Annotated in this window: 25 protein-coding genes; 9 read left to right on the forward strand and 16 right to left on the reverse strand. The window is 36.8% G+C overall.

All coding sequences use genetic code 11. The features are described from left to right. From JOD29_RS10305 to JOD29_RS10315, 3 genes are all read left to right on the forward strand, one after another. Positions 1–441 carry a hypothetical protein gene (locus JOD29_RS10305; protein ID WP_124764623.1) on the forward strand — a complete coding sequence of 147 codons (441 nt, stop codon included), beginning with the start codon at positions 1–3 and terminating at the stop codon, positions 439–441. Further along, positions 442–2,208, forward strand: a complete 1,767-nt coding sequence (locus tag JOD29_RS10310; protein WP_124764625.1) for a hypothetical protein — start codon at positions 442–444, stop codon at positions 2,206–2,208. Positions 2,209–2,746: 538 nt separating this feature from the next. After that, entirely contained in the window at positions 2,747–3,208 is a 462-nt protein-coding gene (locus tag JOD29_RS10315; protein WP_124764628.1) for a hypothetical protein, read from the forward strand. A 150-nt stretch (positions 3,209–3,358) separates the two neighbouring features. Here JOD29_RS10315 and glnA read toward each other — a convergent pair whose 3' ends face one another. The 6 genes from glnA to JOD29_RS10345 all read right to left on the reverse strand — a co-directional run bounded on the left by glnA (position 3,359) and on the right by JOD29_RS10345 (position 10,942). After that, positions 3,359–4,693, reverse strand: coding sequence for a type I glutamate--ammonia ligase (glnA, locus tag JOD29_RS10320; RefSeq protein WP_124764631.1), 1,335 nt, complete (start codon positions 4,691–4,693; stop codon positions 3,359–3,361). Positions 4,694–4,798: 105 nt separating this feature from the next. After that, the gene (locus JOD29_RS10325) at positions 4,799–5,203 is read right to left on the reverse strand and encodes a MerR family transcriptional regulator (protein WP_124764633.1); all 405 of its coding nucleotides are present in this window, start codon (positions 5,201–5,203) and stop codon (positions 4,799–4,801) included. Between the two features lie 231 nt (positions 5,204–5,434). Then, positions 5,435–6,886: a GntP family permease gene (locus JOD29_RS10330; protein ID WP_124764635.1), complete on the reverse strand. Its 1,452-nt coding sequence runs from the start codon at positions 6,884–6,886 to the stop codon at positions 5,435–5,437. Between the two features lie 266 nt (positions 6,887–7,152). Further along, a complete protein-coding gene (locus JOD29_RS10335) occupies positions 7,153–8,628 on the reverse strand; it encodes an aldehyde dehydrogenase family protein (protein ID WP_158610560.1) in 1,476 nt (491 codons plus the stop codon). Positions 8,629–8,652: 24 nt separating this feature from the next. After that, the gene (locus JOD29_RS10340; RefSeq protein WP_124764639.1) at positions 8,653–9,555 is read right to left on the reverse strand and encodes an NAD(P)-dependent oxidoreductase; all 903 of its coding nucleotides are present in this window, start codon (positions 9,553–9,555) and stop codon (positions 8,653–8,655) included. A gap of 187 nt (positions 9,556–9,742) precedes the next feature. Then, positions 9,743–10,942 (reverse strand): iron-containing alcohol dehydrogenase, encoded by a 1,200-nt coding sequence (locus JOD29_RS10345; RefSeq protein WP_124764641.1) that lies wholly within the window; start codon positions 10,940–10,942, stop codon positions 9,743–9,745. A 212-nt stretch (positions 10,943–11,154) separates the two neighbouring features. Here JOD29_RS10345 and JOD29_RS10350 point away from each other — a divergent pair, with 212 nt between their 5' ends. Next, positions 11,155–11,850, forward strand: a complete 696-nt coding sequence (locus tag JOD29_RS10350) for a response regulator transcription factor (protein ID WP_239585665.1) — start codon at positions 11,155–11,157, stop codon at positions 11,848–11,850. A 113-nt stretch (positions 11,851–11,963) separates the two neighbouring features. On the opposite strand, the gene JOD29_RS10355 is transcribed toward JOD29_RS10350, so the two are convergent. From JOD29_RS10355 to JOD29_RS10375, 5 genes are read right to left on the reverse strand one after another with little or no spacing between them, the layout of a single operon-like run. Beyond that, a complete protein-coding gene (locus JOD29_RS10355) occupies positions 11,964–12,590 on the reverse strand; it encodes a Bax inhibitor-1/YccA family protein (RefSeq protein WP_158610561.1) in 627 nt (208 codons plus the stop codon). Positions 12,591–12,643: 53 nt separating this feature from the next. After that, on the reverse strand, positions 12,644–13,267 hold the full coding sequence (locus JOD29_RS10360) for a histidine phosphatase family protein (RefSeq protein ID WP_158610562.1): 624 nt from the start codon (positions 13,265–13,267) through the stop codon (positions 12,644–12,646). Next, entirely contained in the window at positions 13,254–14,333 is a 1,080-nt protein-coding gene (locus JOD29_RS10365; RefSeq protein WP_124764647.1) for a pyridoxal phosphate-dependent aminotransferase, read from the reverse strand. Before JOD29_RS10365 ends, JOD29_RS10360 begins: the two co-directional genes overlap by 14 nt. After that, positions 14,308–15,261, reverse strand: a complete 954-nt coding sequence (gene cbiB, locus JOD29_RS10370) for an adenosylcobinamide-phosphate synthase CbiB (RefSeq protein ID WP_124764649.1) — start codon at positions 15,259–15,261, stop codon at positions 14,308–14,310. Before cbiB ends, JOD29_RS10365 begins: the two co-directional genes overlap by 26 nt. A 1-nt stretch (position 15,262) precedes the next feature. Continuing rightward, on the reverse strand, positions 15,263–15,937 hold the full coding sequence (locus tag JOD29_RS10375) for an adenosylcobinamide amidohydrolase (RefSeq protein WP_124764651.1): 675 nt from the start codon (positions 15,935–15,937) through the stop codon (positions 15,263–15,265). Positions 15,938–16,183: 246 nt separating this feature from the next. Here JOD29_RS10375 and JOD29_RS10380 point away from each other — a divergent pair, with 246 nt between their 5' ends. Genes JOD29_RS10380 through JOD29_RS10395 form a run of 4 tightly spaced genes read left to right on the forward strand, consistent with a single transcriptional unit; the run spans position 16,184 to position 20,823 of the window. Then, positions 16,184–18,307: an MMPL family transporter gene (locus JOD29_RS10380; RefSeq protein ID WP_124764653.1), complete on the forward strand. Its 2,124-nt coding sequence runs from the start codon at positions 16,184–16,186 to the stop codon at positions 18,305–18,307. Positions 18,308–18,352: 45 nt separating this feature from the next. Continuing rightward, positions 18,353–19,024: a response regulator transcription factor gene (locus JOD29_RS10385; RefSeq protein ID WP_124764655.1), complete on the forward strand. Its 672-nt coding sequence runs from the start codon at positions 18,353–18,355 to the stop codon at positions 19,022–19,024. Further along, positions 19,021–20,418 carry an ATP-binding protein gene (locus tag JOD29_RS10390; protein WP_124764657.1) on the forward strand — a complete coding sequence of 466 codons (1,398 nt, stop codon included), beginning with the start codon at positions 19,021–19,023 and terminating at the stop codon, positions 20,416–20,418. Before JOD29_RS10385 ends, JOD29_RS10390 begins: the two co-directional genes overlap by 4 nt. A 3-nt stretch (positions 20,419–20,421) precedes the next feature. Continuing rightward, on the forward strand, positions 20,422–20,823 hold the full coding sequence (locus tag JOD29_RS10395; protein WP_124764659.1) for a hypothetical protein: 402 nt from the start codon (positions 20,422–20,424) through the stop codon (positions 20,821–20,823). Between the two features lie 139 nt (positions 20,824–20,962). On the opposite strand, the gene JOD29_RS10400 is transcribed toward JOD29_RS10395, so the two are convergent. Then, positions 20,963–22,213: a methionine gamma-lyase family protein gene (locus JOD29_RS10400; RefSeq protein WP_124764661.1), complete on the reverse strand. Its 1,251-nt coding sequence runs from the start codon at positions 22,211–22,213 to the stop codon at positions 20,963–20,965. Between the two features lie 167 nt (positions 22,214–22,380). On the opposite strand from JOD29_RS10400, the gene JOD29_RS10405 reads away from it, so the two are divergent. Beyond that, the gene (locus JOD29_RS10405; protein ID WP_124764663.1) at positions 22,381–22,989 is read left to right on the forward strand and encodes a trimeric intracellular cation channel family protein; all 609 of its coding nucleotides are present in this window, start codon (positions 22,381–22,383) and stop codon (positions 22,987–22,989) included. Positions 22,990–23,516: 527 nt separating this feature from the next. Here the strand turns inward: JOD29_RS10405 and JOD29_RS10410 are convergent. The 4 genes from JOD29_RS10410 to JOD29_RS10425 all read right to left on the reverse strand — a co-directional run bounded on the left by JOD29_RS10410 (position 23,517) and on the right by JOD29_RS10425 (position 26,099). Continuing rightward, positions 23,517–23,819, reverse strand: a complete 303-nt coding sequence (locus JOD29_RS10410; RefSeq protein ID WP_124764665.1) for a rhodanese-like domain-containing protein — start codon at positions 23,817–23,819, stop codon at positions 23,517–23,519. Between the two features lie 148 nt (positions 23,820–23,967). Then, complete coding sequence (hfq, locus tag JOD29_RS10415) at positions 23,968–24,204, reverse strand: RNA chaperone Hfq (RefSeq protein WP_124764667.1); 237 nt, start codon at positions 24,202–24,204, stop codon at positions 23,968–23,970. A 58-nt stretch (positions 24,205–24,262) separates the two neighbouring features. Then, positions 24,263–25,189, reverse strand: a complete 927-nt coding sequence (miaA, locus tag JOD29_RS10420; protein ID WP_124764669.1) for a tRNA (adenosine(37)-N6)-dimethylallyltransferase MiaA — start codon at positions 25,187–25,189, stop codon at positions 24,263–24,265. Beyond that, positions 25,170–26,099, reverse strand: a complete 930-nt coding sequence (locus tag JOD29_RS10425) for an alpha/beta hydrolase (RefSeq protein WP_239585666.1) — start codon at positions 26,097–26,099, stop codon at positions 25,170–25,172. Before JOD29_RS10425 ends, miaA begins: the two co-directional genes overlap by 20 nt. Between the last annotated feature and the right edge of the window lie 50 nt (positions 26,100–26,149).

A 26,149-nucleotide genomic window follows, 5' to 3' on the forward strand; every position in this document is an offset into this window, starting at 1 on the left:
ATGATTAAACAAAATGAAAAAGGAATGACTTTAATAGAGGTTTTAGGTATTTTAATTATATTAACTCTCATTTCATTTTTTGTTTTCAATATTATGAATTCCTCATCAAAACAACAAAGTGAACAAACTAAGGAATCTTTGCAACTTCAAGATGGAGCATATATCCTAAAACAAATAACAAAAGATTTAAGGAAAAGCTTTAAAGTTACATCGATAACAAGTGGTGACAATACTATTTTTTACTTTCAAGATCAAACTAATAACTCTTTATTCATCTATGAATATAAGAATAGCAACTATGAGCTTTATAGAAACAATGTCTTAATAGGAAAGAATATTAAAAGCCTCTCGATTTATGGTGACCAAACAGTACATTTAGATTTCATGTTAAATAATAAAAATTTCGAAACTTCTATTACTTTTAGAAGGGGGTCTTCATAAATGAAATTATTAAAAAACAATGATGGATATGGACTATTTATCACAATTTTACTAATCTTATTAGTATCAATAACAGGCATTAGCCTGCTCACATTAAGTATGAATACTAATAAAACCACAATAAACGAAAGAAAAGATCAGTCTACTTTTTATTTTGCTGAAGCAGGAATTAACCTTGAAAAATCAAATATAGCTACAGTAATTACAAATTTAGACAGAGATATCAAGGATTATTTCAATTCTCTAGACTACGATTCGCAAGTTGCATTATTAAGTAGTTTTAACAATGATTTCGAAACTTATTATTATACTAAAATGAGTAATGATTTTTGCTCTGAATTTAATTCACTTTTCAATCCAGTAGGACAGTCTAATAAATGTAGTTCTAATACTTTTTCAAGTAATTTTAAATTAGGAAAACAATTTGAAAAACAACCTGTTGTTGAGACTACAGTCTTGTTTGATTGCTCTCGCTCTCTGGATTGTACTGTTAACATAACATCAAATGGATATTTTGAAGATTCACCTTCAAATTTCCGAACAGTTTCTCAGCAACTTAAAATTGACGCTAATCCTCAAGTTTCAGGAGGTAGTTCGGGTAACAATGGAGGGTCAGGCGGAAGCGAAGAAACTGTTTCAGAAGAGAATGGGAGCGGAGGTTATGTAAACCCTTTAGAAAATTTTGCAGCTCTTACAAATGGAAATATCACTTTAAAAGGCGGAGCTACTATTAATGGAAATGCTGCTACCAACGGAGGGGAAATATCTACTAATGGTGGTGCAAATATAACTGGCTCTGAATATTCAACTTTACCTTCTTCAATAAAAATTAATTCTCCTAATCCATTAGTACAATTTTTACCAACATTCCCTGAATTTCTAATAGAAACAGGAGAATTAGTTCCATATCCACCTAATAATGAGTTTATCTATGATAAATCGAATAAAACAATGATTATAAAGGATGGTAATTTTACTTCAAGTACATGGATGACACCTTCGTATACATTACCATTAGAGAAGGATACTAGATTTAAAGATTTTATATTAGGAAATGATAATAATTTAACTATTAATATTGGCAGCAACGAAGTTAATTTATATGTGAATAATTTGAATATTGAGAATGGCGATATAAAAGTGACCGGTTCGGGTAAATTAAATATCTTTGTGAAAAATAAATTTAACATAGGCAGTAATAGTGTAATAAATCTGGGTGAAAATAAAATAAATATTAGCGTGAAAGATGTTGACATAAATGATGGTCATATTATTGTAGGTAATACCGGGATTTTAAATATGTATGTAACTGATAACCTAAATATTAAAGGTTCATTCAACCAAAACGGGAATCCTGCCTCTGCAAATTTATATTACAACGGATCAGATAGATTAGATTTTAATGGAAGTACAAAATTATATAGTTCTTTATATGTAAAAAAAAGTGATGTGAAATTAACTGGTGGAGCGGGATTATACGGAAACTTTTATAGCGGTGGTTCGAATGTTGATATTGCAGGTGGCGTACCCACTATCGGTCAATGGTTTGTTGCTCCATATGCAAAATTAGACCTGAATGGCGGAGGGAATATGAAAGGGATTGTAATTACTGAATCAATCACAGCGACAGGTGGAACAAGTATTAGCTTTGGCGAGCCAATAGTACCAAATCCAGCAATTCCTATTGCACCACCATCTCAACCATATTCCGGTGTAACCAAAAGTGATTTATTTATTGAAGGGCCCTTACTAGAAAACGATAGATAAAATATTTTGTTGATTATCTTTTAAATATTATCGTAAAGGATTATTAAAAATACTAAAAACTTCTGCCTCCCTGCAGAAGTTTTTTCTTTCTACACCTGTCATCTAACAATTGTGTCTCATTTTGCAATTAGTATTAGTATACTATTCTCATAAAATGTTTTTGTCAAATTCAACGACTATTAACCGTTTAGCATTCATACCACTTCCTCTTTCTCCAAAATCAAACAACTTCCTTACCAAAGCATTTAGGTAGTGTATAACGAGAAAATGTCACCTTACAATATACTTCATCCATCGAGGTGAAAACGAAGAATATATTACAAAGTTAAGCAAACCCGAAATGATTGTACTTGTTGGCTATGAAATTTTGCCTTAAATGTTTGTAGTTGGACCGAGAAATAACGTTCATGGAAATGTAATATTTAGTCGCTTAAACTAGCTAGTTTTGGAGCATAATATAGAGTAGATTAATAGTTATAGGGGGCACGTCTGTTGCCCCACCCTCTCCCATTAAAATTTTAATAAGAAGGTGTTCCGCATGATTAAGCGAGCAAAGAACCTTTTATCAAACCGCCTAAATGAACGCGGTGGCTCTAGCGTTAAAGTGATTTCGATTACATTAATTCTGTTGTTCCTCATTTCCGGTGCCATCGGGATCTATTACCAATTTAAAGACCGCGCTAACTTTTCTGAAGAGGAAATTCAAGCTGCACAACAAGTAGCGCAACATGAATTAGCTGGCGCTTCTGCTATTGCAACTGAGACAGCTTATGACGATCGAATTGAAGTGATTCAATCTCTTGGTTATAGCGAACCTGAGGTAGAAAAATCAACTTATACTTTTGAAAAACATACTGATTCCGACGTTTATATATTATTAAAGCTACAACCACATGAAGCGTATCCAAATCTATCAAGAGTGTTAATTCAAATTTTCAATAAGGAAAATGGTTCGTTAATATCGAACCTTGAGAACGTCCTAACATGGAAAGAAAGTTAAATACACATAGCGAAACCCCATCTCAAAACAGATGGGGTTCTTTTATCTTTAGAATTGTTTCCAAATTGCCCGAATAGCTAACACCCGCGCAATCCTCACAACCAAAATAAAAAAGCTTCGACACGGTCAACGTGTCGAAGCTTCTTCTAATTAGTACATTTTCATGTATTGTTCGCGTTCCCATGGGTGTACTTGTGTACGGAACATGTCGAACTCGATTTCTTTTGCTTCTTTGAAGTTTTCGTAGATGTGTTCGCCTAATGCGTTTTTCACTACTTCGTCTTGACTTAATAATTTAAGTGCGTCTAGAAGTGATGATGGTAAGTTATCGATCCCATTTTCGATGCGCTCTGCTTCAGACATTACATAGATGTTGCGGTTGATTGCTGGTGGTGGAGTTAACCCTTGACGGATTCCTTCTAAACCAGATTCTAAAATAACCGCTAAAGCTAAGTATGGGTTTGCAGCTGGGTCAACCGAACGTACTTCAACACGTGTAGAAACTCCGCGTGAAGCTGGGATACGAATTAATGGTGAACGGTTTTGTCCTGACCATGCTACGTAACATGGTGCTTCATAACCTGGTACTAAACGTTTGTAAGAGTTTACAGTTGGGTTAGTAATCGCAGTAAATGCTTTTACGTGGTTTAAGATCCCTGCCATGAATTGCATAGCTGTTTCTGATAAACCAATCTCAGTTGATGGATCATAGAATGCATTTTCTTTCCCTTTGAATAAAGAAACGTTACAGTGCATACCTGAACCCGCTTCACCGAATAATGGTTTCGGCATGAATGTTGCGTGTAATCCGTGTTTACGTGCAATTGTTTTAACAACTAATTTGAACGTTTGGATGTTGTCACATGCTTCAATTACGTTTGCATATTTGAAGTCGATTTCGTGTTGACCAGGTGCTACTTCATGGTGAGAAGCTTCGATTTCAAAGCCCATTTCTTCTAGTTCAAGCACGATGTCACGACGGCAGTTTTCTCCAAGGTCCGTTGGCGCTAAATCGAAATATCCACCGTGGTCATTTACTTCTAAAGTTGGTTCGCCTTTTTCATCTAATTTAAATAAGAAGAATTCTGGTTCAGGCCCTAAGTTGAAATCTGTGAAGCCCATTTCTTCCATTTCTTTTAATACGCGTTTTAAGTTGTTACGTGGGTCACCAGCGAATGGTTCTCCTTGAGCAGTGTAGATATCACAAATGAAACGAGCAACTGTTCCTTTATCAGTTGTCCATGGGAACACCATGAATGTGTCAAGATCAGGGTATAGGTACATATCTGATTCTTCAATACGTACGAAACCTTCGATTGAAGATCCATCAAACATCATTTTGTTGTCGATTGCTTTGTCTAATTGACTAACAGGAATTTCAACGTTTTTGATTGTCCCTAGAATGTCAGTAAATTGTAAACGGATGAATTTTACACCCTTCTCTTCCACAAGGCGTTTAATGTCTTCTTTTGTGTATTTCCCCACAGATTTCACTCTCCTAATAGTTACCTCAGCTGCTAGCGCTTTTTTGGTTAGTCTGCTAACACGTTGATGTTTAGTATATTTTTTTATTATTTATGCGTTTTTATTTTATTGATAAAAACGCGATAAATTCCCTTGACGTAATGATGTCTTTTGCATACGTTGAGCAACTTTCATCTCTTCGCGTAAAATACGGCGTAAATCAGCATCAGAAATTTCTTTTTCGGTTTGAGCTGCTTGAACTGCCGGATTTTCTTTAAGTGCAAATAGTTTTTTTATTCCTGCCATGTTAATGCCTTGTTCTAGCATATCTTTTATTTCAAGAAGAGTATCGACATCATTTAATGAAAACATGCGTCGGTTCCCTTCTGAACGGTGTGGTTGAATTAAATCATGTTCCTCGTAATAGCGAATTTGACGAGCAGATAATTCTGTCAATTGCATTACCGTACCAATTGGTAGTAACGGCATCGATCTACGAAGTTCACTCGTTTTTTTGTTTTCACTACTCATTTAACCCACCTCCCTCTTACCAATATAATACGCTCGGTCATGTTACTTGTCAATGATATGTTAGGAAAACTTACACGCAAGATAAAACTGAGAAAAAACTCTATTATTTGAAGAAGAATATTGCGTTAAGTACAGCTATTCTAAATTTTCAATAAACTCCCACACTATGTAAAGAGAAATAAAAAAACCGCAGAACACGGGTATCCCAATGCCTGCAGTTTCCTAATAAACTTATATAATTCCTGTAAGACTGTACACTAAAATGATGAAGAAACATGCTAGTGTTTTAAAAATTGTAAGTACAAATATATCCTTATAAGATTGTTTATGGGTCATTCCTGTTACTGCAAGTATTGTAATAACCGCGCCATTATGAGGCAAAGAATCCATACCACCTGAGGCCATGGATATTACACGGTGCATTACTTCTGGTGGAATGTTGTATTTGATTGCAGCTTCCATGTATTGCTCACCCATGGCACTTAATGCAATACCCATACCTCCAGATGCAGATCCCGTAATCCCGGCTAACACATTCGTTGTAACTGCACTGTTTACTAGCGGATTTGTAAATGTCTGCGAAATCCCATCACGAACAATTCCAAAACCAGGAAGTGCAGCAATTACACCACCAAAACCATATTCAGCACCTGTGTTCATGGCTGCTAGTAAAGCTCCACCGATACTTTGGTTGATGCCTACTTTAAAATTCTCAAAAACCGCACTCCAATTAAAGCAAATACTTGCAATAATTCCAATGACAAGGGCTAATTCTACAGACCAGATCCCAACAACACTTGAAATTTCAATTTTACCGAAAGACTCCATCCCAATGCTAGCAAAATCAAAACCATTTGGATACCAGTTTGGAAGAGAGGCAGTGAAAAATTTATTTGTTACTCCTACAAGAACTAAAGGTAAAAATGCCAACAACTGTCGCGCCCAATGAATAGAATCAGTTTTCTTTTCCTCAATTTGGGAAATAGAAACATCTGCAGTTGCAGCCATTTCCTTTTGAGCTAACGATGCGTCATCTGCAAAACCTAAGTATCCCTCACCGTTTGCATGTGCTTTCCGTCTACGTGATTCTAAATATAGCATCCCACAAGTAAATACAAAGATCGCACCAATGATACCAAGAGACGGGGCTGCATAAATATCTGTTTTAAAATATGAGGTAGGGATAACGTTTTGTATTTGAGGTGTTCCTGGTAAAGCATCCATCGTAAAGGTAAGCGCTCCTAAAGCAATAGTACCAGGGATTAATCTTTTTGGAATATTTGCTTCTTGGAATAATTTTACCGAAAATGGATAAACGGCAAAGGCAACAACGAATACACTTACGCCACTATAAGTTAAGATAGCTGTCATCATGACAATTGCTAAAATAGCTCTTTTTGCACCAACCACTTTCACGATTGATTTGGAGATTGATTCAGCCACTCCAGACATCTCAACTACTTTTCCGAAAATTGCCCCGAGTAAGAACACAGGGAAGTACATTTTAATAAAGTCAACCATTTTTTGCATAAAGATATTAGAGAAAAACGGTAATACATAATTCGGTTCCGTTAAAATTACTGCAAGCAATGCGCAAAGTGGAGCGAATAAGATAACCGAGAATCCTCGATAAGCAATCAACATAAGAAGTCCTAGCGCTAGTAGTATAATTATTAGATCCATTATTTAGCACCTTCTTTATTTTTATAGGTATATTCTTTGAATGCTTCAATCAACCTGAATAATAATTCCACAGTTATCTTGAGCACATTTGTAAGCGTTTTCTTCATAACTATCACTCATCCATGCAAGCCACTTAGAATGACAGAAATGGCCCGCATGGAATATTGATAGTTTTACTGGGATTAATTAAGTGTATTTTTAAGTAAATTCAGTTATCACTGCGTATTCCACCGCAGTTAACTCATTTTCGATTAAAAATACTAGATTTAACTATGAGACTTAAGGTATGCAGTTTTCCATTCAGTGAAGAAGTCGATTCCTACACTACCCTGTTCTCTAAATCCGCCAAGACCAGTCCCCTTAATACCGCCAAATGGGAAATGAGGCTCACTGTACATCGTCATCATGTTCACATGAGTAAATCCAGCTTGGATATTGTCGATAAAGTGTAGAGCTTTCTCCATATCATTCGTATAGATTGTAGAAGAAAGACCATATTCAATATCGTTAGCCCACTCAAGAGCTTCTTCATAAGTATCTACTTCCATAATGCTGATCACTGGGCCAAAGATTTCTTCTTGGGCAATTCTCATTTGCGGCGTAACACCACGGAAGATAGTTGGAGCAACAAAATACCCTTTACTTAGGTCACCTTCAGTTAAGCGGTAGCCCCCTGTAAGTAATTCAGCCCCTTCTTGCTTCCCAATTTCAATATAATTCAGGATTTCATTCATCGCCTTTTCTTCAGCAACTGGACCCATCTGATTTTCTTGATTTAGTGGATCTCCTACTTTAAGATTTTTCACCTTTTCAACAAGTAGCTCAACAAATTGGTCAGCAATTCCTTTAAGCAGGATTACTCGGCTTGTAGCAGTACAACGTTGACCACTCTCTCCAAATCCACCTTCAATTACATGAGTTGTTGCTAGTTCTAAATCAGCATCTTCTAATACGACAAAAGGATTTTTCCCACCCATTTCAGCCTGGAAGCGAGCTCCTCTACTAGCTATAACTTGATTGATTTGGTTTCCAACTGGATTAGAACCTGTGAAAGTAATCGCATTGATATCTTTATGTTTTGCCATCGCATTACCGATAACTGAACCAGATCCAGTTACAATATTAATAACTCCTGCTGGTAGATTAACAGACTCATAAGCTTCCATTAATTTATAGCTCACTACTGGTGTAATACTTGCAGGCTTATAGACAACAGTACATCCACATACTAATGCAGTCGCGATTTTCCAAGCAGAAATGGCAAGAGGCACATTCCATGGAGTAATGACACCAACAACACCAATTGGTTCGCGTTTCGTAAATCCACGCACAGTTGCGTCCCAAGATGGAATTGTTTCTCCTTTTAATCGTTCAGCTTCACCTGCTAAAAAGCGCATCGCTCTAATCGTACGAATTACTTCTGCATCAGCATCTTTATATGATTTTCCAACCTCAAGAATCAATTGTTCTTTAAATTCTTCTGCATGATCCTCAATGTATTGTGCTGCTCTATAAACATATTGTCCACGTGAAGGTGCAGCTATATTTTTCCATGCAGGCAATGTTTCTTTTGCAGCTTGAACTGCTTGATTTAATTCTGCTTCAGTAGATTGTTGGAAAACTCCAAGTTTCATTTCTTTATTTGCTGGGTTTTCGACAACGAATGTATCTCCTGAAGATGAAGGTACAGATTGACCCCCAATAATGTTATAGAATTTATTTAAAGTAGTTGTTTGGCTCATAGTCAATTCTCCTATTCTAGTCATTTATTTGATTTCAATTGCTTTTTTTGCTAGATCCTTAGTCATTAAGTATGCTGCAGACATATCATTATCTCCGTAGCCTTCATTTGCAATCTTCGTATACCAGTCTACTAGTTGTTCACCGATAGGAAGTTTAACTTCACATTCCTCAGCCATTTGCTTAGCAATCTTTAAATCTTTTAATAGTAGATTCGTTGTAAAGCCAGGCTCATAGTTATTTTCTGCGATATACTCTTTATAATTTCTTTCATAAATTCTACTTTGACCATAGCTCACACTTAAGATCTCAAACATACGTTCATGATCTAAGCCCATGTTTTCACCAAGAGTTAAAGCCTCTCCAACTGCTTGAGTATAGAAGCCAATCATCAAGTTATTGATTAACTTAATAACCGTTCCGCTATCTGGACTCTCACCTACGTGGAACAAGTTTTTCCCTAAAACATCTAATAATGGAAGTACTTCATCAAAATATTCTTTTGGCCCACCCACCATAAATGTTAGGGTTGCATTAACAGCACCAATTACACCACCACTAACTGGAGCTCCTAAGTACTTTAAGTTATTTTCTTGGCAAACATTAAATATAGTACGGTTCAATTCAGGGTTTACTGTACTTGTATCAATAATCATTAAACCTTCAGGACTATACTTAATAATCCCTTCTTCATAAAATGTTTTTTCAACAATAGCTGGTGAAGGCAAGCTTAGGAATAGCACGTCTACTTGTTGAACTACTTCTTTAATGCTTTGACATACTTGTCCACCTAGTTCTTTAAATTTGCTAATTGCAGTTGGATTAATGTCAAAACCATATACTGTATACTCGCTTTTAACTAAATTTTCGGACATCGGGAATCCCATATTTCCTAATCCTATAAAACCAAGTCTAATGTTTTCACTCATTTTTCTATCTCCCCTCATGTAGTTTAAAAATAAATATTTGATAGATGAGTGCGTTTACATTTTGTTCATCCAAAAGTACTCTTCCAGCTATCATAATATTTACTAAGGACTTTGCTCCGAATCTATGAACTGACCAATAAAATCTAGGGACTAATGAATCTAGTGATGTCCCCCTTATCGTTCAAAATTATGCATTTAGAACTTTCAGGTTTTTATAGTCATAAGTGAAAGCAACTCGATAAAGCTCGATTATTTCTTCTTTAGTAGGAACTCGTGGGTTATTTCCAGGACTTCCACTAGCTAGTGCATCCGTAGCCATTTTTTCTAGAGAATTTTCAAATTGTTCTTCATTAATTCCCCAAGATTGCAAATTAGGTATACCTAATTCAATACATAGATGTTTAATAGACAAAACCGTTTTTTCGGCTACTACCTCATCAGAATCAGTGTCCACATTTTCTAAAATAGCTCGTCCAATTTGAGCAAGTTTTTCAGTACAACTTTCAAGACTAAAATCTAATACGGCTGACAAAAGCATAGCGTTTGAAATGCCATGTGGTACATGGAAAAGCGCACCAATCGGACGAGACATCCCATGAACTAGACATACAGATGAATTAGAAAAAGCAATCCCAGCTTGCATTGAAGCTAAAGCCATTTGAGATCTCGCTTCTAAATCTTTTCCATCAACATATACGCGTTGAATATTTTCAACAATTAATTTAATTGAGGAAAGCGCTAGTGTATCAGTTAAAGGATGTGACTTGCGTGAAATATATGCTTCTAATGCATGGCATAGTGCATCAATCCCTGTTGCAACCGTTAACATTTTTGGAGCTGATTGCGTCAAAATTGGATCAACAATCGCAACCTTTGGAGTTATTTTAGGTTGTTTAATCATCATTTTGATATCTTTCGTTGTATGAGTGACAACAAGCGCATCCGTTACTTCAGACCCTGTACCCGCTGTTGTTGGGATAGCGATGACTGGAACGAGGTCATTTTCTATTTCTTTCTTCCCACCTACATATTCAATTAATTCTGTTTCATTTGTAGCCAATAAAGCGACCGCCTTCGCTGCATCAATACAGCTTCCTCCGCCTAGTGCAACAATTAAATCACAGCTCTGCTCGTTAAAAATAGTCAAAGCCTCTTCAACATGAGTATCTTTCGTTTCAGAGTCTACTCCTAAGTATATAACTGTTTGAATATTTTCTTTTTGAAGAGATTCAATGATTTGGTTAACATAACCTAAATCATTCATAGGCTTGTCACTTATTAATAATGCTTTTGATCCAAACTTACTTGCCTCTTTGCCTAATTTGGAAAGACTGTCTTTACCGTAATGAATAACATTTGGTATACGTAATTCTCCAGTAAAATTCATAATTCTCCTCCTATAAATTTATATTTTCGCTTCATCTGTCAGAATATTTGAAAATACTCTCTAAAACTATTATAATTTTCCTAACATTAGAAATATATTCCCCCTTTTCTTAAAATCAGTACACACTTTTTGTAAAAAATAACTAAGTTTTATATACTTTATTCTATTATTTGACGTATTTTCATATATTTCATGAGGAGAGGTGTCGATATTTGACCGTAGCAAGCAGTTGGAAAATTGATGTAGAAAGAATGAAAACAATAGACCATATAGATAAAAAACTACTTGAGGTAATGGAAGTTATACTATCAACCTTTTCATTAAAAGAATTGTTACTCTTCAGATATTCTCCCATCGATCATTTAGCCGAAGGGATTTTTTCAATAACTGACGGAGAGATTAGGAATATCACTTCCATTCGGGATGATGTTAAAACGATTCCTGCCATTTATGAGGCAATCGATGAACAATGCCCAAAATATTTTGAAGGGATCAATTATCATTTGAAATTTCCAAGAAAGTATATTGTTTCACAAAATAACAACTCGTTATTCGTTTTACCAGTGCTGTTTAACCAGGTGGTCATTGGCTATTTTCTTGGTACAAAGTTCAAAACACCTTTCAAAGAGCAAATGCTATTTGATGCTAAAGTTTTTAGTCAGACAATAGGTGAACTCTTCGTAAAACACCAAAGCTTTGACGAAAAAAATTCTATCAAACTGTCAAAGCGTGAATATGAAGTGATGAAATGTTTGGCTGTCGGTAATAGCTCTAAGGAAATCTCCAGTTTATTAGCAATTAGTGAAACAACTATAAAGCAATACATTAAAAGTGTGATGGAAAAAACCAATACGTCTAATCGGACACATGCAGTAGCATTTTTGTATCAACAAGGGATTTTGAAATAAAGGGGCTTACTAGAGGCTTATCATCATGAGGGATATTTTTTCTTTTAAAGATACAAGATTTAATTAATTTCGATAAAAAAAGGGGGCTCTCTTTAAAGAGAATCCCCTACATACTAGTTTTTAAAATACGCAGCTATTTCTAGTAAATTTATAAACATATTAATAAAATTCAAAAACAAGCCGAGCGCCATTCGAATCACTTCATCTTCTCTTACATGATTATGTCGTATAAGATTAAAGTCATATACCGTGTAAATTGCAAATAGTAGGACGCAAATGGCCGAAAGCACGAGTAAAAACATACTTTCCACTGGGATGAAAATACCAATGAATGAAAACACAACCACAACAATTAAAGTGACAAATAAATAAGTGCCCCAATTTGAAATATCAGCTTTTAACGTCAGGCCTAATACCGCTAATAAAATGAATATAATAACTGTTGAGATAAACACAGATAATACAAGCACGACACCTAAAAAATGAATGAAAAATTGCGTTACCCAAAACAGCATAATCCCCATGAGGAATGGTATTGAATACAAAATAGCATTCGCCAACTTAATCGTACGAACAAAGTACGTAACAATTAATAAGGTGAAACAAATGATAGATAAGGGCAACACAATCCAAGGTGGCAACAATATTCCAAGAAATACCCCAATTACCGTCAACACCCACATACAAGCCAAATGCTGCAATATGAGTCTAGTATTTGGACTTCGTGCAAAATGCGCCAATGCAAAACCACCCATCTTTTTTAATCTAGTATATTTCTATACTTTGGTGGTTATTAATGAGAATTTTCTAGATGCGGCGTTTTTCCTATAAACACAGGCATAACGACACCGTTTTCTACTATTAATTTCGTCAAACTTGTACCAATTATTTCTCCGGTGTTCCAAATTTCTTGAATAGGTAATTGACGAATGGCAACGAGTAGAGCGCGAATGGCCACACCGTGCGTTACGACTACTATTCGCTCGCCGTCGTGTTTCTGCACACAATTATGTAGGAACTCCCCCATCCTCTTGGACACCTGTTCAAATCTCTCACTTTCAGGGTCTGGATCATACAGTTCTGGACTTTCTGTATAGTGTAAATAACGCTTTGAATCATTTTGTAAAATTTCTTCGATTAAACGTCCTTGCCAATTGCCAAGACGGATTTCCTGTAACCGTTTATCTTGAATAATGTTCATTTTTTGATTGGTTAAAATGTTGGCAGTTTGGAGCGCTCTCTGAGAAGGGCTTGAATACACCGCATGGAAGGTTTCTTGCGCTAGGAAGTCACGAAGTTTTTCAGCGTGTAGTCGACCTGTTGGCGTGAGATTCGAATCTAGCCAGCCTTGAAGCCTTCCTTCTGCATTCCATTCAGTTTCTCCGTGCCTAATTAAAAAGATTTCAATTTTGTTCATGCCATTCATCCATTACTTTCATAAACGTTTCCACAGCACGACTTCCCTTCATTCCAATCCGTAGCCACTGTCCATTCATGCCTAAATAATTTTCCGTATGACGAAGAACAATGCCGCGCTTTAAACAATAAAAATAGAAATCCCGTGTTTTACTTGGCTCTTTTAGTTGGAAACATAAAAAGTTAGCCGCGCTTTTGGTTACCTCGCAACCACGATTTATTAGAAAGTCCTCTATTTCTTCTTTTAATTCACGACTTTTTATAATGCTTTCTTCACGGAATGTTTGATCCATTAGACAAATTTCACCTATAGCTAGTGCAAGTGCATTTACGTTCCAATGGGGTAACTTTTTTGCAAGTTCTTGGACTCGTTGAACGCGTGAAATTAAGTATCCAAGTCGTACACCTGCAATGCCGTACATTTTCGTCATGGAACGCATTACTGTTACATTTGAATATTGGTTAATGAGAGAAATTACCGAATGCTCTTCGTCAGTCCAATCCATAAATGCTTCGTCGACGAGGATCTCACACCCAACTTCTTCACCATACGTGATGAAATCTTCTAACACATCTCGCTTTATTAATGACCCTGTTGGATTATTAGGATTGCACAAATATAAACATGCCGCAGAATTCATCGCATCTTTTATCTGTTGAATCGGTAGTGTGTATTTTTTAATATCTGTTATGGTGATCTCTTCAATATCTGCCCCAGCCGCTTCTAAAGTCATTTTATATTCAGAAAATGTGGGATGAATTAAAATTACTCGTTTCCCCGCAAACCTTTGTGCAAAAAAGGTTAAAAGTTCTGCAGCACCATTCCCTACTAAAATTTGAGTAGGCTTTACTTGATGCGATTGTGCAAGAAGCGACCGCAGTGGTTCTGCCTGTGGATGTGGGTATGCTTGAATTTTTGGAAGTAAATTTGGCCAAGCTTCTTTCACTGCATTTGGAGCTCCTAAAAAATTCACATTTTCACTTAGGTCGAAAACTTGTTCAGGCATGTTGATTCCAAAGTTCTGGTAGAGCGCTTCATAATTAGCGCCATGGGAAGGAAATTGCAAGGTTAACACCTCCTACTACTATTGTAAAAATGAGCGAGACAATGGTCATTTGTTGAATCGTCTCTTTAATATGAACGCTTCTCAATTCTTCATCGGGTTCACCCATATAAGCTCGAAACGACGTAACACCGTGATATGTATTATAACCCCCTAAACGAATGCCTAGTTGATAGGCTGTTGCTGCTTCGAGATATCCGCTATTCGGACTTGGATGCTTCTTCGCATCATTTAGCCAAAGTTTCATTCGTTTTAAAAGAGTACGGTTCGTTTTATTCTTTGTAAACAAGAGAATTAGTAATCCTGTAATGCGACTTGGTATGAAATTCGCCACGTCATCAAGTCTTGCGCTCACAGTACCAAACTGCCGATACTTTTCATTTTTATAGCCCACCATGGAATCAAGGGTATTAATCGCTTTATATGCCCATAATCCTGGTGCACCAAAAAGAATTGCATAGAATAAAGGCGCTGTAATTCCATCACTCGTATTTTCAGACACAGTTTCCACAACACCACGCACAATTTCTGGTTCCTCTAACTCCGCCGTATCTCGCCCAACAATCCACGATAGCTTAGTGCGTGCTTCCTGCATATCCCCCATTTTCAGGGCATCATAAACAACCATTGCTGCCTCTTTTAAACTTTTCTGGGCCAAGCCAATTGCGATGAGAATGGTTTCGACAATGAATCCTACAACCATGTGAACTTGATAGGCTGCGTAAACGATTGCCAAAGTCGTGAGTGTGACAGTCGAAATTACAATGATAGCCAAAAACAGTCCTTTATAAAAACGATGATCGCCCTTGTTTAACTTTTTCGTCAACCAGGAGATGAACGAACCAATCCACCGAATCGGATGTGGCCACTTTGGTGGATCACCGATGATTAGGTCAAGTAACTGCCCTAAAATAACCGCTAAAATCTGCATCTTACTTTACCCCTTCAATAAACGCGATGTATTCATCCACCGCTTTATGTAATGTTTCATATAAACCTTTTCCGATTAATGATCCGAGTCGAGTGATGGAGCCACCGTATTGATGAAACTCTCCTTGCTGGGTTGCTGCAATCAGTACGCTATCAGTTGAAGTCCCCGTTGCTAAAGAGTTGGATTGCAGGTCAAGTATTCCTTTATCGTGTAGCACTTTTGTTTTCACCTCAACTGCACAGCAAAGTGCTTGTATTAGCGCTTCATCGGAACAATTTCCATTGATAAAGATGAACATATTGATAGTTCCAGGAGCTACTCGGTACGCATATTCATGTGAGCGCGTTACATCCACCGCATTACCTAATCCTGCTGTAACAAGAATGGTGATGGTTGTATCTCCATCCTTATAGGTTGCAGTTTGAGCAAACTCCATATCAACAGCCGTCATCATAGCAACGGTTTGATCCAGTGGGTAGCCCTTATTTTTAATATATTCTCGTATTTCTTCGTTCGCATCATCCGGATAATAGTTTTTATCTACTGTTCGATTCATGAAATATGTAAAATTGCCATACCCAGCATTGTACATCGCCGAACTAAAGGTTCTCAGAGGCTGGACAGATTCTACGATTATATATTCTCCGTGATTTTTGATATTTTCTAATGTAATCATTTGTATGCCCCGTTTCTTTTTTAGGCGGTTTGTAAGTTGGAAAATCTTATTCTATTGTAGATTAAATAGGCTTTTGGGACAAATCCCAATTCTATAAATTTATTTTTCTAAAGTAAATTTCAGCATGGTCATTACTATTATGTTATAAATTTCACTTCATAAGTTCTATAAATGTAAACAAAAGTTGATATTCAGTTTATGTTCATCCAGTAAAATTGCCTTCGTAAGTACAAAGGAGGTTTATTTGTGAAAAAATTATTATATCCAATAACAGATTGGGTTTCTACAAAGAGAGGTATGTGGATTACAATCATCGCCTGGCTGGTGCTAATGGTTGGATTAAGTGCTGGACCAAAACTAAGTGATTATAAAGTAAGCAACTTCCAATCACTTCCCGACGAAGCACAATCAATCATAGCTGAGAAAAAGGTAGAAGAGTATTTTCCAAACGAGCAAGGAACACCGGGAATCCTTGTTTTCCATAGTGATACGACAGACGTGAATGTCGAAGAAGTCAAACAAATTTTGAGTGGCATTTTGGCAGAAGATATCGAAGGAATTGACAATATCGTGGATCTCAATGCACTGCCACCTCATGCGATAAATAGTTTTATCTCTGAAGATGGATCTACGTTGATTGTGCCAATGGTATTAGAAATAGGGCTTGGAAATAGTCAGTACGCTGAAATAAACGATCATGTTTCTGAGATTGGTAATGAGATCGCAGTAACATTAGATAGTACAAAGTTTTACATTACAGGACCTGCTGGAATTGCAGGAGATACTCTGAAATTATTCGAACAAGCTGACTTTGTTCTACTTCTTGTGACAATCGCTATTATTTTAGTATTACTGATCATTATTTATCGATCGCCATTACTTGCGTTTATCCCATTATTGGCAACGGTAATTGTTTACCAAGTTGTCAATCAAAGTGTTGCGTTACTTGGTGCTAGTGGTTTAGAAATCAACAATTCCACAACTTCCATCATGAGTATTTTGCTTTTCGCTGCTGTAATTGATTATTCGTTATTTGTATTTTCTCGTTATCGTGAGGAGCTAAACAAATTCGAAAGCAAACATGAAGCGATGCGTTCTGCTATGCGCGCAACGGGAGAGCCTGTTTTTTTTGCCGGCGGAACTGTTTTAGCGGCGATGCTCATCTTATTCTTTGCTAATTTCCGTGATTATCAAAATTTCGCACCAATCTTTGGACTAGCGATGTTCGTTATTATGTTCGCATCGATTACATTGGTCCCTGCATTATTTACATTATTCGGTCGCAAAGCATTCTGGCCGAAAGTTCCAACTTATGGTCAACAAGAAGGTATCAAACATGGCATCTGGGGACCAATTGCCAAATTCGTAGTAACCAAACCTGGTCTTTCAGGTGGACTTGTGGCAATTTTCCTTGTCGTGACTGCTATTAATGTATTTAACCTAGATTATGAGTTTGATACGGTTAAAAAATTCCCTGAAGATTTACCTTCTAGGGTTGGATATGAAATTGTTGAAGCAAGGTATGACAAAGGAGAGCTTGCCCCTTCAACACTACTTATTGAGAGTGACAAATCTCTTTCTGAAGAAGTTACCGCAGCGATTATTGAAAAATGGAGTGAATTTGATGAAATTGCTTCTGTTCGAATGTCAGCAATTTCAGATGATGCAAAAGCTTTAAAACTTAGCATCGCATTATCCATCAATCCATATTCAACAGAAGCAATTGCTTTTATTGAGGATTTACGAGAAAGCTCACCTAAATTATTAGATGACCTTTCAATAGATGGAGAGGCTCACTATAGTGGTGTGACACCAAAACTTGTGGATGAACAGATTGTAAATAATAAAGATATTATCACCATTGTCATACTTGAAGTAATACTCATCTTAGTCTTATTATTTGCACTTACACGTTCTATTAAGATGCCAATCTATATGATGGCGACTATCTTACTTTCATTTGTTTCTGCTTTAGGTTTAGGAATTTTCTTAGTTGATCAATTGTTTGGTTACGACGCCTTAAGTACCCGCGTCCCTATTTACGCCTTTATATTCCTAGTGGCACTTGGAATCGACTATAACATTATTCTAGCTTCTCGATTTATTGAAGAAAGAAAATCTCATAAGGTAAAAGATGCACTAGAAATTGCCATTAGAAATACAGGTGGTGTCATTTCTTCAGCCGGGGTCATACTCGCTGCAACTTTTGCTGCACTAACAACAATGCCAATTGCTGATTTATTCGTATTCGGGTTCATTGTTTCCATAGGAATATTAATTGACACATTCCTAGTTAGAGGCATGCTTCTACCAGCCCTCATACTATTATTTGAAAAAGATGGAACTACCTCTCATAATAGTGAAAGATAAAAAATACAAACGGACACCCTTTTGTATTGAATAGGGGGGTAAGTTATGCAAATTCTTGTTGTAGATGATGATATCTTTATCCAACAACTAGTCTCAATCCATTTAAGTAAAGAAGGCTACAACGTTTACCGAGCCAATCATGCCGAGGAAGCTTTAGCGCTATTGGAGGAGAAAACGGTTGACTTAGCTATTGTCGATGTCATGATGCCAGGGATGGACGGATTTGAATTGACAAAAATTCTGTCGAATGATTATGAAATTCCCGTTATTTTACTAACTGCGAAGGGGCAACTAGACGATAAGGAAAAAGGTTTTCTTTCAGGTTCAGAGGATTATATCGTCAAACCTTTTGAAGTGAAGGAACTCTTGTTTCGTGTGGCAGTTGTATTACGACGTATTGAAAGATCAATGGAAGCAATCATCAAAGTTGGGAATGTCCAGATTGATCGAAAAACATTTGAAGTGGTAATCAATCAAGAAACAATTCTTCTTCCTCTAAAAGAATTTGAATTACTAAGCATATTATCTTCACGACTTAATAAGGTGACACCGAGAGCTGTGTTAATTGAGCAAGTATGGGGAGTAGATTACGAAGGTAGTGAACAAACCTTAAATACTCATATGAATCGAATTCGAGAGCGTCTGAAAAAATATGAAGCAACGGTTGAAATTCAAACTGTCCGTGGGATTGGCTATAAACTAGAGGAAATCAAATGAAAACACTTTACGGAAAATTTATTATTGCCACTTTAGCCATCTTAACGATCAGTATGACGATTGGGTTTTTACTAGCCAATTTGGTGTACATGACTTCAACTAAGGAAAAAATTGATCAACAAAATGTAGAAGTAGCGAAAGAAATCTCTGTAAACCTAGAAGGGATGCATGCTCATATTACTTCCTTTGATCCATACTTAGAATCAATTGGAAAACTCGGCTATCAAATTTATATCGTTAGTGAATCAGGAAAAGAAGCCTATTTCGGCCAACCGTTCATTAAAACAGAACTTCCAAAAGAAGCATTGGACCTGATTTATAAAAATGAGATTTACCATGGTATGGATCAAGTGTCCCACCAGCTTCTAATGATGGGACACTTCTCAAACGATGTAAAAAATACGGTAGGTGTTCCTTTCACATTAAATGGGGAGGTATACGGATTATTTCTACGTCCCAACAATAAACTACTTTTTTCAGATATTCATATGATTTTTGCTTGGTTTTTTGTTGCTGTTGCCATAGTGAGTATTAGTGGTGTCATTTGGTTTACAAAACACTTAATACAACCAATCACTAAGTTAACAGATGCAACGAAAGAAATCACAAGAGAAAATTTCAATTACACTTTAGCAATTCATCGTAAAGATGAAATTGGACAATTAGTCGAAAGTTTTAATACAATGCAAAAACAATTACAACACAATGACGAATCTCGTAAATCATTCATTAACAATGTCTCCCATGATTTTCAGTCGCCACTCATGAATATTCAGGGATATGCGGAGCTATTAAAATCTCAAACCGATATTGGTAATGACTATGGAGAATATTTGCAGATTATTGAAGATGAATCAAAACGGCTTTCAAATTTAACAAAGCAGCTTTTACTATTAACCTCGTTGGATCAAAAAGCTTACCCCATGAAGCTTTCGGATGTCCAAGTTGACGAACAAATAAAACAGATTTTACGTAGGAATCAATGGCGAATAGAGGAAAAAGAAATTGAGGTTTCTTATCACCTCTCCCCCATCCACATAAAGGCTGATGCGGAACTTATGAGCAATGTCTGGGACAATTTATTAACAAATGCCATTAAGTATAATACTCATGGTGGGAGTATTTGGATTGGCTTATCTCAAAACGACTCATTGACTACCATTCGTTTTAAAGATACAGGAATGGGGTTATCACAAGAAGCGATTCCTCAGGTTTTTGATCGTTTTTTCCGTGTGGATGCTTCTCGAAAAAAAGAAGGAACTGGTCTTGGCTTATCGATTGTTAGACAAATCATTGAACTGCATGAAGGTGAGATTTCTGTTGAGAGTAAGCTTGGAGAAGGGACGACATTCACGATCTCGCTTCCTACGTTCAAAACAAAATTGGAGGAATAACAATTGGAACAAATTTGGAGTATTAGATTAATACGATTTGCAGCTATTTTTGGCATCATAGGGACCTTTATTGGTTCTAAAATGTCCGGAAATATGGATTATTCATTAAGACCAATTCATGCACATATTTTATTGGTCGGCTGGCTTTCGGTATTTGCTTGGGGCATTTTTTACAAAGTATATACCATTAAGTTTAAGAAACTTGTTAGCATCCATAGTATCCTAGGTATGGCCGGTGCATTCGGCCTAACCCTTGGCATGTGGATGTACAATTTGAATCCATTCCAATTAAATGAAACCTTTGTTATGGTGTTATTTATCGTCGGCGGCACTTTACTGTTGCTTGCCTTTCTACTATTCGTTCCAATTACTTTTTTAATAGAAAAGCAGAATAATAGAAAATAATTTTCCTTTACGTAGTGTCCCTAACTTTCATTAGGACGCTACGTATTTTCATATGCACAAAAAAACGAGCATCTGAAAAATCATTTCCAGACACCCGTTATTGAATTAGTCCTTTTAAGTCTATCAACTAAGAAAAAGGTTATCCTTTTATCTTTTGTACTGCACTGCAAATTGCATATTTTACATGTTCGTACGTTAATCCACCTTGGATAAAGGCTGTATATGGTGGGCGAATTGGGCCGTCAGCTGTTAATTCAATACTTGAGCCTTGAACGAACGTCCCCGCTGCCATAATAACGTCATCTTCATACCCCGGCATATACGCTGGTACTGGAGCGAAATGGGCATTAATTGGAGAGGCTGCTTGGATTTCTTGACAGAACGCGACCATTTGATCGGCTGTTTGGAATGACACCGATTGGATTAGGTCAGTTCGGTCATCCGTGTAATGAGGCGAAGTTGTCATTCCCACTTCTTCTAACATTGCTGAAGTGAAAATAGCGCCTTTTAAGCTTTGTGCTACAACATGCGGTGCTAAGAAGAAGCCTTGATAAAAGTCTCCTAACGTATTCAGTGTAGCCCCTGCTTCTGCACCAATCCCTGGTGACGTCATGCGGTAAGCACATTTTTCTACTAAGTCGGCGCGACCAGCAATATATCCACCGATTTTTGCCAAGCCCCCACCTGGATTTTTAATGAGTGAGCCTGCCATTAAATCCGCACCTACTTCTGTTGGTTCAAATTGTTCTACAAACTCTCCATAACAGTTATCTACAAAAATCACTGCATTTGGTGCTAGTTCACGAATGCGAACACACATTTCACGAATCGCTTCAATAGTATAAGAAGGTCGAGTTGCGTATCCTTTAGAACGTTGGATGGCAATCATTTTTGTATTTTCATTGATTTGATTGCTTACTTCATCCCAATTAATATTACGATTGTCGATTAGATCTACATGGGAATAAGCGATTCCGAAGTCTTTCAATGATCCAGTATCTTTTTCTCCACCATCCACAATGGATTGTAGCGTATCATAAGGTTTACCTGTAATATATAGAAGTTCATCACCTGGTCGTAAAACGCCGAACAAACTTAACGTAATCGCGTGGGTACCTGAAATAATTTGTGGTCTCACAATTGCTGCTTCTGCTCCAAACACTGTTGCATAAACACGTTCTAAATTGTCTCGTCCCTCATCGTCATAACCGTAACCACTAGATGGATTTAGGTGAAAATCACTCACCTGGTGTTCACGAAATGCAGCTAATACTTTTTGTTGATTAAAAAACGCATTTTCATCTACTTTTGTGTGGAATGGTTTTACTTTTTCTTCTATTATGTTAGCCAACTCAATTGTTTCTGGCTTTAATGCTGATATAAATGCCATATTTTCTAGCTCCGTTCTTTTTATAGTCCTCTATCATCTTATCAATTCATGCCAACTCGTCAACTATTTCATCACAAATTGATTGTAATATATGATAAAATCATTTTGACTTCAAAGTAATAAGCTGATATTCTCATAATTACTTGCTTATTTAAGGAGGAAAGGCTATGGCATGGGAAGTGTTTAGTATTGTTGGAACGATTGCATTTGCTCTTTCCGGTGCAATCGTAGCTATGGAAGAAGAATATGATTTATTTGGTGTTTACTTACTTGGCGTTGTGACCGCTTTTGGTGGTGGTGCAATTCGAAATATATTAATTGGTTTACCTGTATCAACCTTATGGGGACAAGAAATGATGTTCCAAATTGCCATGATTTCGATTACAATCTTTTACCTAGTTCCTCGATATTTTGTAAAGCACTGGAACAAATGGGGTAACTTCACAGATGCAATTGGCCTTGCAGCATTTGCCATCCAAGGTGGCATGTATGCTGTGTCTTTGGATTTACCAATAAGTGCCGTAATTGTGGCATCTGTTTTAACCGGTGCAGGTGGAGGAATCGTTCGCGACTTATTAGCTCGCCGTAAACCACTCGTTTTACGTGCAGAAATCTATGCTGTTTGGGCAGCATTCGCTGGGCTAATCATTGGTCTTGAAATTTTTACTGATGATCTATTCTTGTACCTTTTATTTGCCATCATTACTACTTTACGAGTTGCCTCTTATACAAAGCATTGGAAACTGCCAGTAAGAAAGCTAAATTTGAATATATAATTGTGGGATTGTCTCAGAGTCTTTTGAGGCAATCTTTTTTTGTGGAGTCGATTTTGTTAATGAGTATCAATTGATTGAGAGCGTAAGTGGGATGAACATAAGGAACATGATTGATTTAGTGAGATTGATGGAATAAGGTATTATCGGCTTACAAGTGCCATTGAATCGAATTAGCTAAGATTTCTATTCCTATAGTTGGTGAATGATATTTCTGTTGATTTTCAATATTGTTTTGTCGATCATAGTCTTGATGTACGACTTTATTCTCTAATTCCAATCTGGTTTTGCCGCTCTTAGCCCCGATGAACGACTTTACTCTCTAATTCCAATCTGGTTTTGCCGCTCATATCCCTGATGAACGACTTTTCTCTCTAATTTCAATATAGTTTAGTCGTTCATACTCCTGAGGAAAGACTTTCCCAAAATAACTTCTCAACCATTTTTGTTGTTCATTACCCTAATAACAAGAAAATCCCCTTTGCCATCAAATGCAAAGGGGATTCTTCATTATAATACTATGCAGTACCTTATTTAAACTCTAATTCTCCATCGTAGCTCATCATGCCGCCTTCAAGGTTTACCACTTCGAAGCCTTGCGCTTCTAGGTATTCAGCTGCGTTTGCACTACGTACGCCACCTTTACAAACAAGGATGTATTCCTTTGATTTGTCTAGGTTTGGTGCTTCTTCAGGGATTGAGCCTAGTGGAATATGAACCGCACCTGGAATCATTCCGTTTTCTACTTCGTGATCTTCGCGAACGTCGATAATGTTTAAATCTTCGTTTGCATCTAATAAGTTGATTAATTCATCTGTTGTCATTGTTTTCATTTACTTTACCTCCAATATACACACATATTGCCATTATAGTGAAAAAAGAAAAAATCGGCTAGTATAACAACTTAGCCGATTTACTTATATATATTTCCTTGGAAATTATTACCCTATAGTAATTTAGCCAAGCATCTCACAAGATAAATTACTCTGCCCCTTCATCTTCTGCACCAATTGATACAGGCTTCGAGGGAACGAAAGTTGAAATAGCATGTTTATAAATAAGGTGCTGCTTTCCTTCCGACTCGATTAGGACAGTAAAGTTATCGTAAGATCTTACTAATCCTTTCAATTGGAAACCATTAAGTAAAAAAACTGTTACAAAAGTATTGTTTTTGCGAAGAGTATTGAGAAAAGTATCTTGTAAATTGATTGATTTCACGCTGAACACACCTCATCCATCTTATTTACTACATGTACTTATTCGACAAAAGAGATTATTATCCTTCTTGAAACTTAAAGTTTTTAGAAAGTTTTTCTATTTTTTTCCAATCATACCCAATCCATTGTACATCCATTTTATTGCGGAAATAAGTTAGTTGTCGTTTTGCGTAACGTCTTGAGTTTTGCTTTAATTGTTCTGTAGCATCTTCAAATGTGACAAGTCCATCTAAATAAGCGTAAAGTTCTTTATATCCAATGGCTTGTACCGATTGAACGTCCCGAATACCTCTTTCCCAAAGGCCTCGAACTTCATGCAGTAACCCTTTTTCTATCATCAAATCCACGCGTAAATTAATGCGGTCATAAAGTTTCTCACGATCCATATCTAAGCCAATTATTAAATGATGATACATGGGAACATTGCCGCGCTGATGCTCTTCAGTTGCTTTTGACTCCCCGTGCAATTCGACCATTTCAAGGGCTCGAATTACGCGTCGTGTATTATTCGGATGAATTGTTTTGGCCGTTTCTGGATCCAATTTCGCAAGTTTTTCATGCATCGCATCTGGTCCGATTTTAGCTAATTCATCATAATATTTTTTACGCGCTTCTTCATCCACTTGTTCTTCTGTGAATTGAAAATCATAAAGAACCGCCTGAACATAGAGGCCAGATCCTCCAACGATAATAGGCAACTTCCCACGTTCTTGTATTTCTGAAATTTTTTCACGTACGAGAGTTTGATATTCTGCAACGGAAAAGCTTTCAGTCGGTTCTTTTATATCTAATAAATGATGGGGAATGCCTTCCATTTCTTCTTCTGTAATTTTGGCAGTCCCAATATCAAGGTCCTTATAAATCTGCATAGAATCCCCATTAATGATTTCACCATTAAATTCTTTTGCAAGTCTAATACTCAGCGCTGTCTTTCCTGACGCTGTTGGCCCCACAACTGCCACTACTTCAATTTTTTCTTCTGTCATGTTCTAACCACCGTGTCGTTACTTCATAAACGTATTGATTATTTTTTTCATTTAAAATTTCATGGCGCATGCCTTCAAACAAATACACCACAACATCTTCAAGTCCTGCATTTTCCAACTGTTTCGCCACTTTAAAGACGCCAATGCCTTTATCCCCTACTGGATCATCACTACCACTAATTAAAAGTACTGGTAAGTCTTTTCGAATTTGCGCAATTTCTGATGTTCGATTGATGAGGAGTAACCCGTCTGTTAAATCAACAAAGAATTGATGGGTTGGGATAAAACCACATAACGGGTCATCGATATACTTTTTCACTTCATGGACGTTTGCACAAAGCCAATCAAAAGGGGTTTTGGCGTTTTTAAATTTTTTGTTGAAACTCCCAAAGCTTAAATCGCTCATAAGCTTACTTTCAACATTTTTCCCTTCCACACGAGCCAAGGTTTTAGCAAGACTATTCCCCATTCGATGAAGAATTGTAGTTGCTCCCGTTCCACAAAGAATACAACGATCAACCATATCACTATACAACTGAATAAAACGCCTTGCCATAAATGAACCCATGCTATGTCCGAAAAGAATCGTTGGCACGTTTTCTTTTTCATTTCGAATGTATTGAACAATTTCATATACATCCTCTACAATACGGTCAAACCCATTTTCATCTGCTAAATATCCATATGAACCATTAAGTTCTACGGTTTTCCCATGACCGCGATGATCATGAACGGTAACAAAATAGCCTTGCTCACAAAGTAATGAAGCGTAGGCATCATATCGGGCACTATGTTCCGCCATGCCATGAAGAATGTGAAAATTACCGATTGGTTCCCCCTCTGGCACAAAAAAACGGATGAAAATCTGATGGCCATCGCTCATCGCTAGTACTTTCGTTTGTTTTTTCAACTTGGCTCACCCTTAGCTAATTGGATTTTTGTATCCACCTAAATTCCCTT

The sequence above is a fragment of the Lysinibacillus composti genome, from assembly GCF_016908465.1.
Classification (GTDB): domain Bacteria; phylum Bacillota; class Bacilli; order Bacillales_A; family Planococcaceae; genus Ureibacillus; species Ureibacillus composti_A.

What these genes read in the sequence shown, in the direction of transcription:
- JOD29_RS10400 (WP_124764661.1), bottom strand. Translation starts at nt 22,213, where the DNA reads ATGGCATTTATATCAGCATTAAAGCCAGAAACAATTGAGTTGGCTAAC.
- JOD29_RS10335 (WP_158610560.1), bottom strand. Translation starts at nt 8,628, where the DNA reads ATGAGCCAAACAACTACTTTAAATAAATTCTATAACATTATTGGGGGT.
- JOD29_RS10310 (WP_124764625.1), top strand. Translation starts at nt 442, where the DNA reads ATGAAATTATTAAAAAACAATGATGGATATGGACTATTTATCACAATT.
- JOD29_RS10390 (WP_124764657.1), top strand. Translation starts at nt 19,021, where the DNA reads ATGAAAACACTTTACGGAAAATTTATTATTGCCACTTTAGCCATCTTA.
- JOD29_RS10315 (WP_124764628.1), top strand. Translation starts at nt 2,747, where the DNA reads ATGATTAAGCGAGCAAAGAACCTTTTATCAAACCGCCTAAATGAACGC.
- JOD29_RS10410 (WP_124764665.1), bottom strand. Translation starts at nt 23,819, where the DNA reads ATGAAAACAATGACAACAGATGAATTAATCAACTTATTAGATGCAAAC.
- miaA (WP_124764669.1), bottom strand. Translation starts at nt 25,189, where the DNA reads ATGACAGAAGAAAAAATTGAAGTAGTGGCAGTTGTGGGGCCAACAGCG.
- JOD29_RS10340 (WP_124764639.1), bottom strand. Translation starts at nt 9,555, where the DNA reads ATGAGTGAAAACATTAGACTTGGTTTTATAGGATTAGGAAATATGGGA.
- JOD29_RS10375 (WP_124764651.1), bottom strand. Translation starts at nt 15,937, where the DNA reads ATGATTACATTAGAAAATATCAAAAATCACGGAGAATATATAATCGTA.
- JOD29_RS10385 (WP_124764655.1), top strand. Translation starts at nt 18,353, where the DNA reads ATGCAAATTCTTGTTGTAGATGATGATATCTTTATCCAACAACTAGTC.
- JOD29_RS10330 (WP_124764635.1), bottom strand. Translation starts at nt 6,886, where the DNA reads ATGGATCTAATAATTATACTACTAGCGCTAGGACTTCTTATGTTGATT.
- JOD29_RS10305 (WP_124764623.1), top strand. Translation starts at nt 1, where the DNA reads ATGATTAAACAAAATGAAAAAGGAATGACTTTAATAGAGGTTTTAGGT.
- JOD29_RS10360 (WP_158610562.1), bottom strand. Translation starts at nt 13,267, where the DNA reads ATGAACAAAATTGAAATCTTTTTAATTAGGCACGGAGAAACTGAATGG.
- JOD29_RS10325 (WP_124764633.1), bottom strand. Translation starts at nt 5,203, where the DNA reads ATGAGTAGTGAAAACAAAAAAACGAGTGAACTTCGTAGATCGATGCCG.
- JOD29_RS10345 (WP_124764641.1), bottom strand. Translation starts at nt 10,942, where the DNA reads ATGAATTTTACTGGAGAATTACGTATACCAAATGTTATTCATTACGGT.
- JOD29_RS10405 (WP_124764663.1), top strand. Translation starts at nt 22,381, where the DNA reads ATGGCATGGGAAGTGTTTAGTATTGTTGGAACGATTGCATTTGCTCTT.
- cbiB (WP_124764649.1), bottom strand. Translation starts at nt 15,261, where the DNA reads ATGCAGATTTTAGCGGTTATTTTAGGGCAGTTACTTGACCTAATCATC.